The organism is Rhodococcus sp. NPDC003322, assembly GCF_053589555.1.
In genome coordinates this window covers 1-15,590 of sequence record NZ_JBSFSC010000001.1, presented here as the reverse complement: position 1 = coordinate 15,590, position 15,590 = coordinate 1, and the positions used below count along the sequence as shown (strand labels likewise).

Genomic DNA, 15,590 nt, shown 5'->3' with positions numbered 1-15,590 from the left:
ATCCAGACACCCTGACTCACATATCGGAGCGCACCATGGCGGGCACGACCCAGCCCTCGGCCATCGACGACATTCTGGCCGAACACGCCGGCCTCGAACTGCAGCTGGCGGATCCGTCGCTGCACAACGATCCGGCCGCAGCCAGACGGGTCGGCAAGCGATTCGCCGAACTCGCGCCGATCATGGCCACACACACCAAGCTGCTCGCCGCCCGTGAGGACCTCGAGGCGGCGCGTGAGCTGGCAGCGGACGACTCCGCCTTCGCGGCCGAGGTGCCCGCGCTCGAGGCTCTCGTCGCGGAGCTGGACGTGGCACTGACCGATCTGCTCGCGCCGCGCGACCCCCACGACGCGGACGACGTGGTGCTCGAGCTCAAGTCGGGCGAGGGTGGCGAGGAATCGGCGCTGTTCGCGTCGGATCTGGCCCGGATGTACATCCGCTACGCGGAGCGGCACGGCTGGCGGGTCGAGGTGCTCGACGCCACCATCTCCGATCTCGGCGGGTACAAGGACGCGACGATCTCGATCAAGTCGAAGGGCGACGTGCGAGACGGGGTCTGGGCCCGGTTCAAGTTCGAGGGCGGAGTACACCGCGTGCAGCGCGTGCCCGTCACCGAGTCGCAGGGCCGCGTGCACACCTCCGCGGCAGGCGTGCTGATCTACCCGGAGCCCGACGAGGTCGAGGAGGTGCAGATCGACGAGGGCGATCTGCGCATCGACGTGTACCGGTCGTCCGGCAAGGGCGGTCAGGGCGTCAACACGACCGATTCCGCGGTCCGGATCACGCACCTGCCCACGGGCATCGTGGTGACCTGCCAGAACGAACGCTCCCAGCTGCAGAACAAGGCCCGCGCGATGCAGGTGCTCGCGGCGCGGCTGCAGGCCGCCGCCGAGGAGGCCGCCGAGGCCGAGGCGTCGGCCGGGCGGGCCAGCCAGGTCCGCACCGTCGACCGGTCCGAGCGCATCCGTACCTACAACTTCCCCGAGAACCGCATCACCGATCACCGCATCGGATTCAAGGCGCACAACCTCGACGCCGTGCTCGACGGTGACATGGACGCGCTGCTCGACGCGCTCGGCAAGGCCGACAGGGAGGCCCGGCTCGCCGCGGAGTGAGCCGGGGGAGCGGGGCCTCCCGGCAGGTCAGTCGTCGGGCTCGCCCGCCAGCCGGCTGATGTCGATTCCCGGCAGCAGGAAGCAGTTCTCGCCCGTGGCGTTCTGGTAGTTGCCCCACACCACGGACACGGCGATACCGCCTTCCGGTTCCACGAGCGCGGCAGGGAACTTGGCGTCCCCCTCGCTGGGCGTCAGTCTTGCCGCGCCGGTCTCGCCGGTGTTGATGTTGATCCAGTTGACATCGGGACCGGACCTGCCTGCCTCGTTGACGACGAAAAGCAGGTCGTCCGGTTCGATGGCGGCCTGCTCCTGGTGGGTGAGGGACTGCACCGGGGCGATGCCGCCGGCGCAGAACAACGGAGTCGGCTGAATGTCGATCGGTGCCGCGGACGCCAGTGCGGGCGCCGCGAGGGCGGCGGCGCCGGTGAGTGCCGCTGCCGTGGCGACGCGAAAGGTGAATCTTGAACTTTTCATGGGGATTCCTTTCCTTTGGCCGGACGAATCGACCGTATCGGCGTTCTCCGCGCCCGGCGTGGTTCGTGGCCTGTGCGTGTCCGGTTCGTGACGGCGTGGCAGGCTGAACGCCGTGAGCCGACAACCGTTGCGCCTGGCGATCCTCGACGCCACCAGAATCCTCGAGGAAGCCGGCGTGCCCAGCCCGCGAACAGACGCGGAACTGCTCGCCGCGCACGTGGTGGGCGTCGAACGCGGCCGACTCGGATTGGTGCCGCTCGTCGAACCCGAGGTCATCGAGACCTACCGGGAGATGGTGGCGCAGCGCGCGAAACGAATTCCGTTGCAGCACATCACCGGCGTCGCGGCGATGGGGGAGATCGACCTCGCGGTGGGCCCTGGCGTTTTCGTGCCACGGCCCGAGACGGAGCTGTTGCTCGCGTGGGCGCTGGCCGTGCTCGAGGCCACCCCGACCCGGCCGCCCGTCGTTCTCGACCTGTGCACCGGTTCCGGGGCGCTGGCGTTGGCCATCGCGCACGCCCGCCCGGACGCGGTCGTGCACGCCGTCGAACTGGAGCCGAAGGCACTGGCGTGGGCGCGCAAGAACGCCGACGCCCGGGCCGCCGACGGGGACACACCGATCGTCCTGCACCACGGGGACGTGACCAGCAGGGCGCTGCTGACCGAACTCGAGGGCGGCGTGGACCTCGTGGTCTCGAACCCGCCGTACATTCCCGAGGGGGCGGTCCTCGACCGCGAGGTCGCCGAGCACGATCCGGCGTCCGCTCTCTTCGGTGGCCCGGATGGGCTGTCGGTGATCACGCCGATGGTCTCGAACATCGCCCGGTGGCTGCGGATCGGCGGCGCGCTTGCCATCGAGCACGACGACAGCAACGGTGGCCAGGTCGCCGCGCTGCTGCGGGAACGACGCGTCTTCGGCGAGGTCGCCGAGCACGACGACCTCGCCGGCAAACCGCGGTTCGTGGTGGGTCGACGCGTCGCGACCGCGGCCGAGGCGGCGCGACGCCCGTGAGGTCGCGAACCCCCGATGTCCCGGCTGTCGGGGTGGTGACCGAACCGGCTCTTTCGGCAGGGTGAAAGGATGGACCGGTGAGCATCGTCTACGACTGCGGACAACCCGAAACACGTGAGGCCGGAATCCGCGCGGCCGGCAACGCACTCAAGGCAGGCCGGCTGGCGGTTATCCCCACCGACACGCTGTACGGCCTGGCGGCAGACGCCTTCGACGGCGAGGCGGTCGCGAGCCTGCTGCGCGCCAAGGGCCGTGGGCGGGACATGCCGGTGCCGGTCCTCGTCGGCTCGTGGAACACGATCGACGGGCTGGTGTTCACCGTGCGCCCGGAGGCCCGCGAACTGATCCGTGCATTCTGGCCGGGCGGGCTGAGTCTCGTTGTCCAGCAGGCGCCGTCGCTGGCCTGGGACCTCGGGGACACCCGCGGGACGGTGATGCTGCGGATGCCACTGCACCCCGTTGCCCTCGAACTGCTGCGCGAGGTCGGCCCGCTCGCGGTGTCGAGTGCCAACATCTCCGGGCATGCGCCCGCGACCACCGTGGAGGAGGCGCGCAGCCAGCTCGGTGGCAGCGCCAGCGTCTACCTCGACGGCGGGCCGGCCGAACATGCCCTCGCGTCCACCATCGTCGACCTGACCTCCGACGTCCCGCGCATCCTGCGTGAGGGTGCGGTCCCGACACCGGCGGTCGCCGAGGTGCTCGGCGTGACCGTCGAGAGCCTGCTCGGGGGCGGGGACCGAGGGTGAGCACCGCACAGTGACCGTCGTCGACGCCACGCTCCTGCTCGCAGCGGACGGCCCGGCGAACCGGGGGGCCGGGGTGCCGCTGCGGGAGCTGCTGCTGGTGCTGTTCACCGCCGCGGTCGTCACGTTCCTCGCGACCGGTGCCGTGCGGCTGTTCGCGATCAAGTTCGGTGCGGTCGCCGTTCCCCGGGACCGCGACGTGCACGTCACGCCGACGCCGAGACTCGGCGGCCTCGGCATGTACCTCGGTTTTGCTGCGGCACTGCTGTTCGCTCAACAGCTTCCGGCGTTGACGCGCGGATTCGAGTACAACACCAAGGACATTCCGGCGGCACTGGTCTCGGCGACGGTGATCGTCGCGGTGGGGTTCATCGACGACCGCTGGGGACTCGACGCGCTCACCAAGTTCGTCGGCCAGGTCACCGCGGCCGGGGTGATGGTCGTGATGGGTGTGAGCTGGCTGGTGCTGTACGTCCCGTTCGGGGGCGGCACCACCTGGGTGCTCGACCAGCTGCAGGGCGGCCTGTTCACCGTGCTCGTCGCGGTCGTGATGATCAATGCGATGAACTTCGTCGACGGTCTCGACGGCCTGGCCGCCGGACTCGGGTTGATCGCGTCGGTGGCGATCTGCGTGTTCTCCGTCGGCCTGCTCCACGAGCAGGGCGGTGACGTCAGCGCCTACCCGCCGGCGATGCTGGCCGCCGCGCTCGCGGGCGCCTGCCTCGGGTTCCTCCCGCACAACTTCCAGCCGGCCCGGATCTTCATGGGCGACTCCGGGTCGATGCTGATCGGCCTGATGCTCGCAGCGATCTCGACGAGTGCGTCCGGGCGGATCCCGCTGAACGCCTATGGATCTCGCGACATGCTCGGCCTGCTCTCGCCGCTGCTCCTCGTTGGCGCCGTGATGTTCATTCCGATCCTGGACCTGCTGCTGGCGGTGGTTCGCCGGACGATGGCGGGCCGCAGCCCGTTCGCGCCGGACAAGATGCACCTGCACCATCGGTTGCTGCAGATCGGGCACTCGCACCGCCGTGTCGTGCTTCTGATCTACCTCTGGGTCGGCGTGCTCGCGTTCGGTGCCGTGGGGTCCGCGCTGTTCGACCGGCGCATCGTGGTGCTGCTGGTGGCCGGCGGGCTGGTGTTCGCGTTGGTGGTGACCGCGGTCCCGTCGCTGCGGCTGCAGCAGGTTCGTGGCCGCGACGGCGGCGGTGCCGCCTGACGGGTGCGGCGGCGGTTCCTGAGCGACCGCTACCCTTGACGGTTGTGAGCTTCTCTCCCGAACCCCTGCCCGATCCGTCCGCACCACTTCGCGCCGCGGTGCGTTGGGGGCTCGCAGGGCTGGTTGCCCTCGCGGTCGTGGGGTCCGTGGTGGCCTCGCTGGTCGCGGGGTGGGCCGGACTGTGGGGTGCGCTGATCGGTGTCGCGGTGGGCGGTGGGTTCATCCTCTGCACCGCGCTGGCGGTCCTGTTCACCGAGAAGATGCCGCCGGCGACGTCGGGTCTGATCCTGCTCGGCAGCTGGCTGCTGAAGATGATCCTGGCGATCGTCGTGCTCGGCCTGCTCAAGGGGATGGATTTCTACAGCAAGGGCGCCCTGGTGATCGTCATGGTGCTCGCACTGGTGATCGTGCTCGGTGCCGAGACCTACGGTCTGCTGAAGGTGAAGGTGCCGTACGTCGACACCGCGGAGCCCAAATCTGACGAGAAGTAGTACTACATCCAGTAGTTTTTTCGTCAATGACGACCCCCGTCTACACAACGTCGTAGTTGTCTTGATAAGGTCAAGCTCACGCGAGTGCTGGAATGACGCGAATCAGACGAAACAGCGTCGGGCCGCAGTCGCACAGGTGACTCCCGTTTCGAGTGTTTCGTGGTACGAAACTGCGCGTGGTGGGGCCGCCGAGTCGACGACAGTCGCCGACACCGACAGACGCAAGACCGCCGATTCCTCCGGGCACAGGCGGGCACAGCGGCTGACGAATACGCGAGCCGACCTTGTCGACTTGTTAGTTCGTCAATGTCCGATCGAACCGCAGGCGATGCCGCCTGCGGCCACGACTACGGGAGAGACCGCTGAGCGTCACCACCCTGGCCGCGGAGTTCCATCCGCCGTCACTTGCAGACTTCTTCCCTCCCGCTGTGCTGTTCGAGGGCACGCCGTTCGAGCTCGACCGTCTGATGCTGATCCGCATCCTCATGACGGTCGTCCTGCTCGGCTTCTTCGCGTTCGCGATGCGCAGCCCGAAGCTCATCCCTCGTGGCGCGCAGAACGTCGCCGAGATCGGACTGAACTTCGTCAAGGAGCAGATCGCCGACGAGGTCCTCGGCAAGGAACAGGGCAAGCGCTTCCTGCCCGTCCTGGTCACGATCTTCTTCACGGTCCTGTTCCTGAACTCGTCCAGTGTGATCCCGTTCCTGAACATTTCGTCCAACGCACGCGTCGGCATGCCGATTGTTCTCGCCGCGCTCGCGTACGTCGTGTTCAACTACGTCGGTATCAAGAAGTACGGCTTCTTCAAGTACGTGAAGTCGAGCATCGTGGTCCCGAACGTGCCGCTGCCGCTGCACTTCCTGCTGATCCCGATCGAGTTCATCTCGACGTTCATCCTGCGGCCGTTCACGCTGACCGTGCGACTCATGGCCAACATGCTGGCCGGTCACATCATGCTCGTGCTGTTCTTCAGCGCCACCCAGTACTTCTTCTTCGAGGCCGCGGCCGGAATGAAGATCTTCGGTGTGTTCTCGCTGGCAGCCGGATTCGGCTTCACCCTCTTCGAGCTGCTGGTGATCTTCCTGCAGGCGTACGTCTTCGCCCTGCTGACCGCCGTGTACATCGACCTGGCGCTGCACGCCGATTCGCACTGATCTCGACTGCACTGACTGCCTGACACACCACACAAACTGACCCTTCGCCGAACCCGGCGGCGGGCAACAGAAAGGGAACGGAAAACCACATGAGCCTCTCGTACCTGGCACAGACCACCTCCGAGGTCACCGGCGGCGGATTCGGCGCCATCGGTTACGGCCTCGCCGCCATCGGCCCGGGCATCGGCGTGGGCATCGTCGTCGGTAAGGCCATCGAGGGCATCGCCCGTCAGCCCGAGCTCGCCGGCCAGATCCGTACCAACATGTTCCTCGGTATCGCGTTCACCGAGGCCCTGGCGCTGATCGGCCTCGTTGCCGGCTTCATTTTCTGATCACGCCATGTCGAACATTGCAGTGATCGCGGCCTCGGAGGGTGAGGACATCAATCCTCTGCTCCCCGAGACCTATGACATCGTCTGGTCGCTGGTCTGTGTCGCTGTCATCGGCTTCGTCTTCTGGAAGTACATCCTTCCGAAGTTCCAGCAGGTCCTGGCCGATCGCTCCGACCAGATCGAGGGCGGCATCAAGCGCGCCGAAGAGGCCCAGGCAGAGGCGAAGGCGGCGCTCGAGCAGTACCGCGCCCAGCTCGCCGACGCTCGGACCGAGGCCGCGGCCATCCGCGAGGATGCCCGCACCCAGGGGCAGCAGATCATCAACGAGATGAAGGTGCAGGCCCAGGAGGAAAGCGACCGTATCGTCGCAGCCGGCAGCAACCAGCTCGCCGCACAGCGTCAGCAGATCGTGGCGGAGCTCCGCAGCGACCTCGGGCGCACCGCGGTGGACCTGGCCGAGAAGGTCATCGGCGAGACCCTTGCCGACGACGTGAAGCGGGCCGGCACGATCGACCGGTTCCTCAGCGAACTGGACACCGTCAGCGCTGACTCCGCAAACGGAAAGTGAGCACCATGTACGCAGCAAGCCGTGAGGCGCTGACTCAGACGAGGAGCGCCCTGGAATCAGCGTTGGCCGGGGTTTCGGCCGGCGCAGCGACCGCGGCTGCGGCACAGACCGGTGCGGAGCTGTTCACGGCGGTCGAGGTTCTCGACGGCCAGCGCACCCTCCGCGCCGCGCTGGCCGATCCGTCGGCTCCCGCGGCCGTCCGGCAGGCGCTCGCCGAGCAGGTGTTCTCGGACAAGGTTTCCGCCGAGACCCAGGCGACGCTGAAGGCAGCGGTCGGTCAGGACTGGTCGACCTCCGCGGACCTGCGCAACTCGCTGGTCCAGCTGGGCCGGGAGTCGCTGCTGCGTGCAGCCGACGACCAGGGTCAGCTCGACACCGTCGAGGACGAGCTGTTCCGGCTCGGACGCATCGTGGCCGGCGACGCCGACCTCGAGCAGAGCCTGTCCGATCGTGCCCGCCCGGCGTCGGCCAAGCGTGAGCTTCTGTCCAAGCTGCTGTACGGCAAGGTCACGGCGGTCACCGAGGCGCTGGCGGGCCAGGCGGTCGGCCGACTGCAGTCGGCTCCGGCGGACGCGTTCAACGAGTTGTCCGAGCTGGCCGCGGCCCGACGGGACAAGGCGGTCGCGCACGTGCGCAGCGCCACCCCCCTGTCGGCAGCCCAGTCCGAACGGCTCGCCGAGACGCTGACCAGGACCTACGGGAAGCCGGTCACCGTGCATGTGGAGGTCGACCCCGAGCTCCTCGGTGGACTCGTGGTCCGCGTGGGTGACGAGGTCATCGACGGCAGTGCCGCGGGACGACTCGCCGCGCTGCGCAAGAACCTCAAGTAGCCGGCGTCCACCTGCTGCGCCACGCAGCACCCACCCTCCCGAACCAATTTCGAGACCAGATACCGAGAGCAGGAAGAACATGGCGGAGCTGACGATCTCCTCCGACGAGATCCGTAGCGCGATCGAGAACTACACCGCGAGCTACTCCCCGGAGGCCTCCCGTGAGGAGGTCGGCACGGTGTCCGACACCAGCGACGGCATTGCGCACGTCACCGGCCTGCCTTCGGCGATGGCCAACGAGCTGCTGGAGTTCCCCGGCGGCGTCCTCGGTGTGGCGCTGAACCTGGACGCCACCGAGATCGGTGCCGTCATCCTGGGTGACTTCCAGGACATCGAGGAGGGCCAGCAGGTCAAGCGGACCGGCGACGTCCTCTCCGTTCCCGTCGGCGACGGCTTCCTCGGCCGCGTCGTCAACCCGCTCGGCCAGCCGATCGACGGCCTGGGCGAGATCGAGTCGACCGAGACCCGCGCCCTCGAGCTGCAGGCCGCGACCGTGCTCGAGCGTCAGCCCGTCGAGGAGCCGCTGCAGACCGGCATCAAGGCCATCGACGCGATGACCCCGATCGGCCGCGGACAGCGTCAGCTCGTCATCGGCGACCGCAAGACCGGCAAGACCGCGGTCTGCATCGACGCGATCCTGAACCAGAAGGCCAACTGGGCGACCGGCGACCCGAAGCAGCAGGTCCGCTGCATCTACGTCGCGATCGGTCAGAAGGGCTCCACCATCGCCGGCGTGAAGCAGGCGCTGGAGGAGAACGGTGCGATGGAGTACACCACCATCGTCGCCGCCCCGGCCTCCGACTCCGCCGGCTTCAAGTGGCTCGCTCCGTACACCGGTTCGGCCATCGGCCAGCACTGGATGTACCAGGGCAAGCACGTCCTCGTCGTGTTCGACGACCTGACCAAGCAGGCCGAGGCGTACCGCGCCATCTCGCTGCTGCTGCGTCGCCCGCCGGGACGCGAGGCCTACCCCGGTGACGTCTTCTACCTGCACTCCCGACTGCTGGAGCGCTCGGCCAAGCTGTCCGACGCGCTCGGTGGCGGTTCGCTGACCGCGCTGCCGATCATCGAGACCAAGGCCAACGACGTTTCGGCCTACATCCCGACCAACGTCATCTCGATCACCGACGGTCAGGTCTTCCTCGAGTCCGACCTGTTCAACAAGGGCATCCGCCCCGCCATCAACGTCGGCATCTCGGTGTCCCGCGTCGGTGGCGCCGCCCAGACCAAGGGCATGAAGAAGGTCTCCGGCTCGCTGCGTCTGGAGCTGGCACAGTTCCGTGAGCTCGAGGCGTTCTCCGCGTTCGCCTCGGACCTGGACGAGGCATCGAAGGCTCAGCTCGAGCGTGGCCAGCGTCTGGTCGAGCTGCTCAAGCAGGACCAGTACAGCCCGATCGCTGTCGAGGACCAGATCATCTCGATCTACCTCGCCGGTGAAGGCGTGTTCGACTCCGTGCCGGTCGGCGACGTCCGCCGGTTCGAGTCCGAGCTCCTCGAGGACCTGCACCGTAACGCCGCCGGCGTGTACGAGCAGATCGCGGGCGGCAAGGCGCTCGACGACAGCTCGATCGAGGCGCTCAATGCCGCGACCGACAAGTTCAAGCAGGGCTTCCTCGCCTCCGACGGCAGCCGCGTCGTCAACGAGGCCGAGGCCGCCGCTCTCGGTGCCGACGAGGTCAGCCAGGAGCAGGTTTCCGTCACCCGCAAGCACGTCACCAAGTGAGCGCGGCGGCCGTGACGGACACCAATTGGGAAGGAGGGACTGAGTAGATGGCGAACTTGCGCGAATTGCGCTCCCGCATCAAGTCGGTCAACTCGACCAAGAAGATCACCAAGGCGCAGGAGCTGATCGCCACCTCCCGGATCACCAAGGCGCAGATTCGGGTCGCGGCGTCCAAGCCGTACGCCGAGGAGATCACCAAGGTGCTCTCCGCGCTGGCGAGTGCCTCGGGATCGCTCGATCACCCGCTGCTGAACGAGCGCCCGAACCCGAAGCGCGCGGCCGTGCTGGTGGTCACCAGCGACCGCGGCATGTGCGGTGGCTACAACTCCAACGTCCTCCGCGAGGCCGAGGAGCTGTTCGCGCTGCTGCGCAGCGAGGGCAAGGAGCCGGTGCTCTACGTGCTCGGCGCGAAGGGCCTGACCTACTACACCTTCCGCGACCGCGATGTGAAGGGTGCCTGGACCGGATTCTCCCAGGATCCGGGCTACGCCGATGCGGCACGGGCCAGCCGTCACCTCGTCGAGCTGTTCATGGCGGGATCCGGCAACACGATCCCGGCGTACAACGGTGAGGGCACGATCGAGGGCGTCGACGAGCTACACATCGTCTACACGAAGTTCGTGTCGATGCTGACGCAGTCTCCGGAGGTTCGCCGGATGGCGCCGCTGGAGGTCAACTACCAGGACGAGAACTTCGAGCTCGGCGAGGACATGCTCACCGACTCGAACGGTGCTGCGCCGACGGCTCAGTACGACTTCGAGCCGGAGGCCGGGACGCTGCTGTCCGCCCTGCTGCCGAAGTACATCAACACCCGCATCTACTCCTCGCTGCTCGATGCGGCAGCGTCGGAGTCGGCCGCACGTCGTACCGCCATGAAGGCGGCCACCGACAACGCGAACGAGCTGGTGAACACCCTGAGCCGTGAGGCCAACCAGGTGCGCCAGGCACAGATCACCCAGGAAATCAGCGAGATCGTCGGTGGCGCGAATGCGCTCGCCTCGAGCGCAGGAAGTGACTAAGAGCACATGACCGCAGCAGTTACCCAAACCAACGCGAACGGCGCGGGCACCACGTCCGGCCGGGTCGTGCGGGTCATCGGTCCCGTTGTGGACGTTGAGTTCCCGCGTGGCGCCGTCCCCGCACTGTTCAACGCCCTGAACGCGGAGGTCACCCTCCCGTCCGTGGCCAAGACGCTGACCCTCGAGGTCGCGCAGCACCTGGGCGACAACCTGGTGCGCACCATTTCGATGCAGCCCACCGACGGACTCGTCCGCGGCGCGGCGGTCGTCGACTCGGGCAAGCCGATCTCGGTTCCCGTCGGTGACGTCGTCAAGGGCCACGTGTTCAACGCCCTCGGCGACTGCCTCGACGCGCCGGGCACCGGTCGCGACGGCGAGCAGTGGGGCATCCACCGCAAGCCCCCGGCCTTCGATCAGCTCGAGGGCAAGACCGAGATCCTCGAGACGGGCATCAAGGTCATCGACCTGCTGACCCCGTACGTCAAGGGCGGCAAGATCGGTCTGTTCGGTGGTGCCGGCGTCGGCAAGACCGTTCTGATCCAGGAGATGATCACCCGTATCGCCCGCGAGTTCTCCGGAACCTCGGTGTTCGCAGGCGTCGGTGAGCGCACCCGTGAGGGCACCGACCTTCACCTCGAGATGGAAGAGATGGGCGTCCTCCAGGACACCGCCCTTGTCTTCGGCCAGATGGACGAGCCGCCGGGAACGCGTATGCGCGTGGCGCTGTCCGCGCTGACCATGGCGGAGTACTTCCGCGATGTCCAGGGCCAGGACGTGCTGCTGTTCATCGACAACATCTTCCGCTTCACCCAGGCCGGTTCCGAGGTCTCGACCCTGCTGGGTCGTATGCCTTCGGCCGTGGGTTACCAGCCGACGCTGGCGGACGAGATGGGTGAGCTCCAGGAGCGCATCACCTCGACCCGTGGCCGCTCGATCACCTCGCTGCAGGCGATCTACGTCCCCGCCGACGACTACACCGACCCGGCGCCGGCGACCACGTTCGCGCACCTCGATGCGACCACCGAGCTCTCGCGTCCGATTTCGCAGATGGGTATCTACCCCGCTGTGGACCCGCTGACGTCGACCTCGCGCATCCTGGAGCCCGGCATCGTCGGTGCGGAGCACTTCCGCGTCGCCAACGAGGTCAAGCGGATCCTGCAGAAGTACAAGGAACTGCAGGACATCATCGCCATCCTCGGTATGGACGAGCTGCAGGAAGAGGACAAGGTCCTCGTCGGCCGCGCCCGTCGTCTGCAGAAGTTCCTCGGCCAGAACTTCATCGTCGCCGAGAAGTTCACCGGTGAGCCCGGCTCCGTGGTGCCGCTGCGCGACACCATCGAGGCGTTCGACCGCGTCTGCAAGGGCGAGTTCGATCACCTGCCCGAGCAGGCGTTCAACAGCTGTGGTGGACTCGACGACGTCGAGGCCGCTGCCGCCAAGATCGCGGGGAAGTAGTCGACCATGGCTGAGATGACCGTTGAGCTCGTCGCCGTCGAGCGGCGGCTGTGGTCGGGGCAGGCGACTCTCGTCAGCGCCCAGACCACCGAGGGTGAGATCGGCATCATGTACGGCCACGAGCCGGTCCTCGGCCAGCTGGTCGAGGCCGGGACGGTCGCCATCACCACCGCTGACGGCGAGCGTCTCGTCGCCGCGGTGCACGGTGGCTTCCTCTCGGTGACCGGCAAGACGGTGACGGTCCTGGCGGAGTCCGCGGACTTCTCCGGGGACATCGACGTCGACGTCGCCAAGGCCGTCCTCGCCGACAGCAGCGCCACCGACGAGGCGATCGCGATCGCCAAGGGCCAGCTCCGCGCTGTCGAGCGGGCCTGACAGGTACCCCCGAAAAGCCGCGACGAGTAGGCCGACGAGTAGTGACATCCGGAGTGATCGTTCTCTTCATTCTGGTTGTGCTGCTCGCGGCCCTCGTCGCGGCTTTCGTGTACCGCCTCACCGTCCTGCGGCGCGGCGGCACCGCGGCGATCCTGCGAACGTTGCCTGCCGACGCCGGTCTGGGTTGGCGGCACGGGATCATTCGCTACGGCGAGGAAACCCTGGTGTTCTTCAAACTGTCGAGCCTGCGCCCGGGACCGGATACGCGGATCGCCCGTCAGGGCATCGAACTCGGCGATCGGCGATCCCCACAGGACACCGAGTACGACATCATGACCGACGAGATCGTCATCGTCGAGGTGCGTGATGGTGAGCGGGCGTTCGAGTTCGCCCTCGACAGGGGAGCGCTGACCGCGTTCCTCTCCTGGGTCGAATCGCGGCCGTCCGGGCGTTCCGTGCGTGGACGCCCACCCGGATCGACCGACTGACATACGAACGAACCCCGACCGTCTCCGGTCGGGGTTCTCGTGGTTTCAGGGTCAGCTGCGGTCTCCGCCGGGCTTCCACAGGACGTCGCCGCCCGGGTTCGCGACCCGGCCGAGGATGAACAGCAGGTCCGACAACCGGTTCAGGTACTTCGCCGGCAGCACGCTGGTGTCCTCGGGCGCCGCGTCGACCGCGGCCCACGCCGCGCGTTCCGCACGCCGGACCACGGTTCGTGCGACGTGCAGTTGCGCCGCCAACACGGTCCCACCCGGCAGGATGAACGAATTCAGCGGCTCGAGCTCCTCGTTGAACTCGTCGCACCATCCCTCGAGGCGTTCGACGTAGGCGGGGGTGACCCGCAGCGGCGGGTACTTCGGATTCTCGACCACCGGCGTCGACAGGTCCGCGCCGGCATCGAACAGGTCGTTCTGCACCTGTCGGAGCACGCCGGTGATCCGGTCGTCGGGGGAGCCGAGGGCCAGTGCGACTCCGAGCGCCGCATTGGCCTCGTCGCAGTCGGCGTAGGCGATCAGCCGGGGGTCGTTCTTCGACACCCGGGAGAAGTCGCTCAGTCCGGTGGTCCCGTCGTCTCCGGTACGGGTGTAAATGCGGGTCAGGTGCACTGCCATGGGGTCACGGTACCGCGCCTCGCGAGGGCGCCGAGGGCGGCTGGTTAGGCTGTGCGACTGTGAGTGAACGCTTTCTGGTCACCGGCGGCAACCGACTGTCGGGAGAAGTCTCCGTCAGCGGCGCGAAGAACAGCGTCCTGAAACTGATGGCGGCAGCACTGCTGGCCGAGGGCACCACGACGATCACCAACTGTCCCGACATCCTCGACGTCCCGCTGATGGCCGAGGTCCTGCGTGGACTCGGTTGCGAGGTGGCACTCGACGGTGACGAGGTGCGGATCACCACCCCGGCCGAACCGAAGTACCACGCGGACTTCCCCGCGGTGACTCAGTTCCGGGCGTCGGTCTGTGTGCTCGGCCCGCTCGTCGCACGGTGCCGCCGGGCCGTCGTGGCACTGCCCGGTGGTGACGCGATCGGTTCGCGACCGCTGGACATGCATCAGTCGGGGCTCCGCCTGCTCGGCGCCACCAGCGAGATTCAGCACGGCTGCGTCGTCGCCGAGGCGGAGGATCTGCACGGTGCCAGCATTCGACTGGCCTTCCCGTCGGTCGGGGCGACCGAGAACATCCTGATGGCGGCTGTCCTCGCGAAGGGCGAGACGGTGATCGACAACGCCGCCCGCGAACCCGACATCGTCGACCTGTGCAACATGCTTGGGCGGATGGGCGCCCAGATCGAGGGCGCCGGAACGTCGACGCTGACGATTCAGGGTGTCAGGGCCCTGCGCCCGACGGAGCACCGCGTGATCGGGGACCGCATCGTCGCGGCCACCTGGGGAATCGCCGCTGCGATGACGCGCGGTGACGTGCGCGTGCGCGGGGTCAACCCGAGGCATCTGGCACTCGTGCTCGACAAGCTGCGGGCGGCTGGCTCGGAGGTCACCGCCGAGCCCGACGGATTCCGGGTGGTGCAGGAGTCGCGTCCGAGGGCGGTCAACTTCGCGACCCTGCCGTTCCCCGGATTCCCGACGGACCTGCAGCCGATGGCGATCGGGCTGGCCGCCGTCGCGGACGGCACTTCGATGATCACCGAGAACGTCTTCGAGGCACGGTTCCGGTTCGTCGAGGAGATGATCCGGCTCGGTGCCGACGCGCGTACCGACGGCCACCATGCGGTGGTCCGGGGTATCCCGCAGCTGTCGAGCGCGCCGGTGTGGTCGTCCGACATCCGCGCCGGCGCGGGTCTGGTGCTCGCCGGCCTGGTCGCAGACGGAACCACCGAGGTCCACGACGTGTACCACATCGACCGCGGCTACCCGAGGTTCGTCGAGGACCTCACCGATCTAGGGGGAGACATCGAGCGGGTGCCGGGAACGGACTGAGGTCCGGCCGGCCCGTGGTGACGGAAGGGCGTCGTCGCTCGCGAATGCGAGGGACGACGCCCTTCGGCGTTGTGGAGCCCTCGAAAGAGACGGTGTCCGGCGTCACACCTCGGTGTTTTGCCGGAGTTGATGGGTTTCGAGGGGTTGTGACCTGCGTGTTCATGTTGCTGCGCATGCTGTGACCAGCGGATTTGCGATGCCGTTCACGGCCACGTAACTTTTGTCGAGTCAGAGCGACACGGACACCGACCCGGCCCGCAAGGGACTGGGACACGAGGTTGGACGAAGGCGCCTGGCAAGCCTGCTGGATCTTGCTTCACCGGTTTGCGCCGGTGGGAGAAATCAGTTAGGCTGGAACAGTTGCCCCGGAGAGGCCGAGATATCTCGGACACGAAGGTGTGTGCGTGTTCTTTGAGAACTCAACAGTGTGCCGATGAATGTCAGTGCCAAATTATTTGGTACTCCACTCCATCATTTTGTATGGGGTGGGTATTTGCTGATCATTCCATTCTTCCGTCTGGGATGGTCAGTGTTTAGCTAGTTTGAGTTTTTTTTGCTAGTGATTTGACTCGATGTCTATGACTGATTGCCGGTTCGCCGGCCAATCCAGAGTCTTCAACGGAGAGTTTGATCCTGGCTCAGG

At 67.3% G+C, this 15,590-nt stretch carries 17 protein-coding genes; 15 read left to right on the top strand and 2 right to left on the bottom strand.

Annotation, left to right across the window (positions count from 1 at the left end):
• The first annotated feature begins 35 nt into the window (after positions 1–35).
• Positions 36–1,115: a peptide chain release factor 1 gene (prfA, locus tag ACWDUM_RS00085; RefSeq protein ID WP_450113525.1), complete on the top strand. Its 1,080-nt coding sequence runs from the start codon at positions 36–38 to the stop codon at positions 1,113–1,115.
• 27 nt (positions 1,116–1,142) lie between these two features.
• Here the strand turns inward: prfA and ACWDUM_RS00080 are convergent, their stop codons facing one another.
• On the bottom strand, positions 1,143–1,589 hold the full coding sequence (locus ACWDUM_RS00080; protein WP_450132419.1) for a hypothetical protein: 447 nt from the start codon (positions 1,587–1,589) through the stop codon (positions 1,143–1,145).
• Positions 1,590–1,701: 112 nt separating this feature from the next.
• Between ACWDUM_RS00080 and prmC the strand changes: the two genes are divergently transcribed.
• The 13 genes from prmC (at position 1,702) to ACWDUM_RS00015 (ending at position 12,998) form a co-directional block, all read left to right on the top strand.
• Positions 1,702–2,601: a peptide chain release factor N(5)-glutamine methyltransferase gene (gene prmC / locus ACWDUM_RS00075; RefSeq protein WP_450132418.1), complete on the top strand. Its 900-nt coding sequence runs from the start codon at positions 1,702–1,704 to the stop codon at positions 2,599–2,601.
• Between the two features lie 77 nt (positions 2,602–2,678).
• Complete coding sequence (locus ACWDUM_RS00070) at positions 2,679–3,347, top strand: L-threonylcarbamoyladenylate synthase (RefSeq protein WP_450113528.1); 669 nt, start codon at positions 2,679–2,681, stop codon at positions 3,345–3,347.
• 10 nt (positions 3,348–3,357) lie between these two features.
• Positions 3,358–4,563, top strand: coding sequence for a glycosyltransferase family 4 protein (locus tag ACWDUM_RS00065; RefSeq protein ID WP_450113529.1), 1,206 nt, complete (start codon positions 3,358–3,360; stop codon positions 4,561–4,563).
• 35 nt (positions 4,564–4,598) lie between these two features.
• Positions 4,599–5,054, top strand: a complete 456-nt coding sequence (locus ACWDUM_RS00060; RefSeq protein WP_450113530.1) for a hypothetical protein — start codon at positions 4,599–4,601, stop codon at positions 5,052–5,054.
• Between the two features lie 428 nt (positions 5,055–5,482).
• Complete coding sequence (atpB, locus tag ACWDUM_RS00055) at positions 5,483–6,208, top strand: F0F1 ATP synthase subunit A (RefSeq protein WP_450113531.1); 726 nt, start codon at positions 5,483–5,485, stop codon at positions 6,206–6,208.
• A gap of 89 nt (positions 6,209–6,297) precedes the next feature.
• A complete protein-coding gene (locus tag ACWDUM_RS00050; RefSeq protein WP_450113532.1) occupies positions 6,298–6,540 on the top strand; it encodes an ATP synthase F0 subunit C in 243 nt (80 codons plus the stop codon).
• 7 nt (positions 6,541–6,547) lie between these two features.
• Positions 6,548–7,108: a F0F1 ATP synthase subunit B gene (locus ACWDUM_RS00045; protein WP_450113533.1), complete on the top strand. Its 561-nt coding sequence runs from the start codon at positions 6,548–6,550 to the stop codon at positions 7,106–7,108.
• A 5-nt stretch (positions 7,109–7,113) separates the two neighbouring features.
• Entirely contained in the window at positions 7,114–7,938 is an 825-nt protein-coding gene (locus ACWDUM_RS00040) for a F0F1 ATP synthase subunit delta (RefSeq protein WP_450113534.1), read from the top strand.
• Positions 7,939–8,017: 79 nt separating this feature from the next.
• The gene (gene atpA, locus ACWDUM_RS00035) at positions 8,018–9,661 is read left to right on the top strand and encodes a F0F1 ATP synthase subunit alpha (RefSeq protein ID WP_450113535.1); all 1,644 of its coding nucleotides are present in this window, start codon (positions 8,018–8,020) and stop codon (positions 9,659–9,661) included.
• A gap of 47 nt (positions 9,662–9,708) precedes the next feature.
• Positions 9,709–10,680: a F0F1 ATP synthase subunit gamma gene (locus ACWDUM_RS00030; protein WP_450132417.1), complete on the top strand. Its 972-nt coding sequence runs from the start codon at positions 9,709–9,711 to the stop codon at positions 10,678–10,680.
• A gap of 6 nt (positions 10,681–10,686) precedes the next feature.
• Positions 10,687–12,135 (top strand): F0F1 ATP synthase subunit beta, encoded by a 1,449-nt coding sequence (atpD, locus tag ACWDUM_RS00025; protein WP_450113537.1) that lies wholly within the window; start codon positions 10,687–10,689, stop codon positions 12,133–12,135.
• A 6-nt stretch (positions 12,136–12,141) separates the two neighbouring features.
• Positions 12,142–12,510 carry a F0F1 ATP synthase subunit epsilon gene (locus ACWDUM_RS00020; protein ID WP_450113538.1) on the top strand — a complete coding sequence of 123 codons (369 nt, stop codon included), beginning with the start codon at positions 12,142–12,144 and terminating at the stop codon, positions 12,508–12,510.
• 53 nt (positions 12,511–12,563) lie between these two features.
• The gene (locus ACWDUM_RS00015; RefSeq protein WP_450113539.1) at positions 12,564–12,998 is read left to right on the top strand and encodes a DUF2550 domain-containing protein; all 435 of its coding nucleotides are present in this window, start codon (positions 12,564–12,566) and stop codon (positions 12,996–12,998) included.
• A 51-nt stretch (positions 12,999–13,049) separates the two neighbouring features.
• On the opposite strand, the gene ACWDUM_RS00010 is transcribed toward ACWDUM_RS00015, so the two are convergent.
• The gene (locus tag ACWDUM_RS00010; RefSeq protein ID WP_450132416.1) at positions 13,050–13,625 is read right to left on the bottom strand and encodes a cob(I)yrinic acid a,c-diamide adenosyltransferase; all 576 of its coding nucleotides are present in this window, start codon (positions 13,623–13,625) and stop codon (positions 13,050–13,052) included.
• A gap of 59 nt (positions 13,626–13,684) precedes the next feature.
• On the opposite strand from ACWDUM_RS00010, the gene murA reads away from it, so the two are divergent.
• Complete coding sequence (gene murA / locus ACWDUM_RS00005) at positions 13,685–14,947, top strand: UDP-N-acetylglucosamine 1-carboxyvinyltransferase (RefSeq protein ID WP_450113541.1); 1,263 nt, start codon at positions 13,685–13,687, stop codon at positions 14,945–14,947.
• Positions 14,948–15,590 lie beyond the last annotated feature (643 nt).

Excerpts from the sequence above, each read along its gene's own strand:
- prfA (WP_450113525.1), top strand. The coding sequence starts at position 36 with ATGGCGGGCACGACCCAGCCCTCGGCCATCGACGACATTCTGGCCGAA.
- ACWDUM_RS00080 (WP_450132419.1), bottom strand. The coding sequence starts at position 1,589 with ATGAAAAGTTCAAGATTCACCTTTCGCGTCGCCACGGCAGCGGCACTC.
- ACWDUM_RS00050 (WP_450113532.1), top strand. The coding sequence starts at position 6,298 with ATGAGCCTCTCGTACCTGGCACAGACCACCTCCGAGGTCACCGGCGGC.
- ACWDUM_RS00045 (WP_450113533.1), top strand. The coding sequence starts at position 6,548 with ATGTCGAACATTGCAGTGATCGCGGCCTCGGAGGGTGAGGACATCAAT.
- ACWDUM_RS00040 (WP_450113534.1), top strand. The coding sequence starts at position 7,114 with ATGTACGCAGCAAGCCGTGAGGCGCTGACTCAGACGAGGAGCGCCCTG.
- atpA (WP_450113535.1), top strand. The coding sequence starts at position 8,018 with ATGGCGGAGCTGACGATCTCCTCCGACGAGATCCGTAGCGCGATCGAG.
- ACWDUM_RS00030 (WP_450132417.1), top strand. The coding sequence starts at position 9,709 with ATGGCGAACTTGCGCGAATTGCGCTCCCGCATCAAGTCGGTCAACTCG.
- atpD (WP_450113537.1), top strand. The coding sequence starts at position 10,687 with ATGACCGCAGCAGTTACCCAAACCAACGCGAACGGCGCGGGCACCACG.
- ACWDUM_RS00020 (WP_450113538.1), top strand. The coding sequence starts at position 12,142 with ATGGCTGAGATGACCGTTGAGCTCGTCGCCGTCGAGCGGCGGCTGTGG.
- ACWDUM_RS00010 (WP_450132416.1), bottom strand. The coding sequence starts at position 13,625 with ATGGCAGTGCACCTGACCCGCATTTACACCCGTACCGGAGACGACGGG.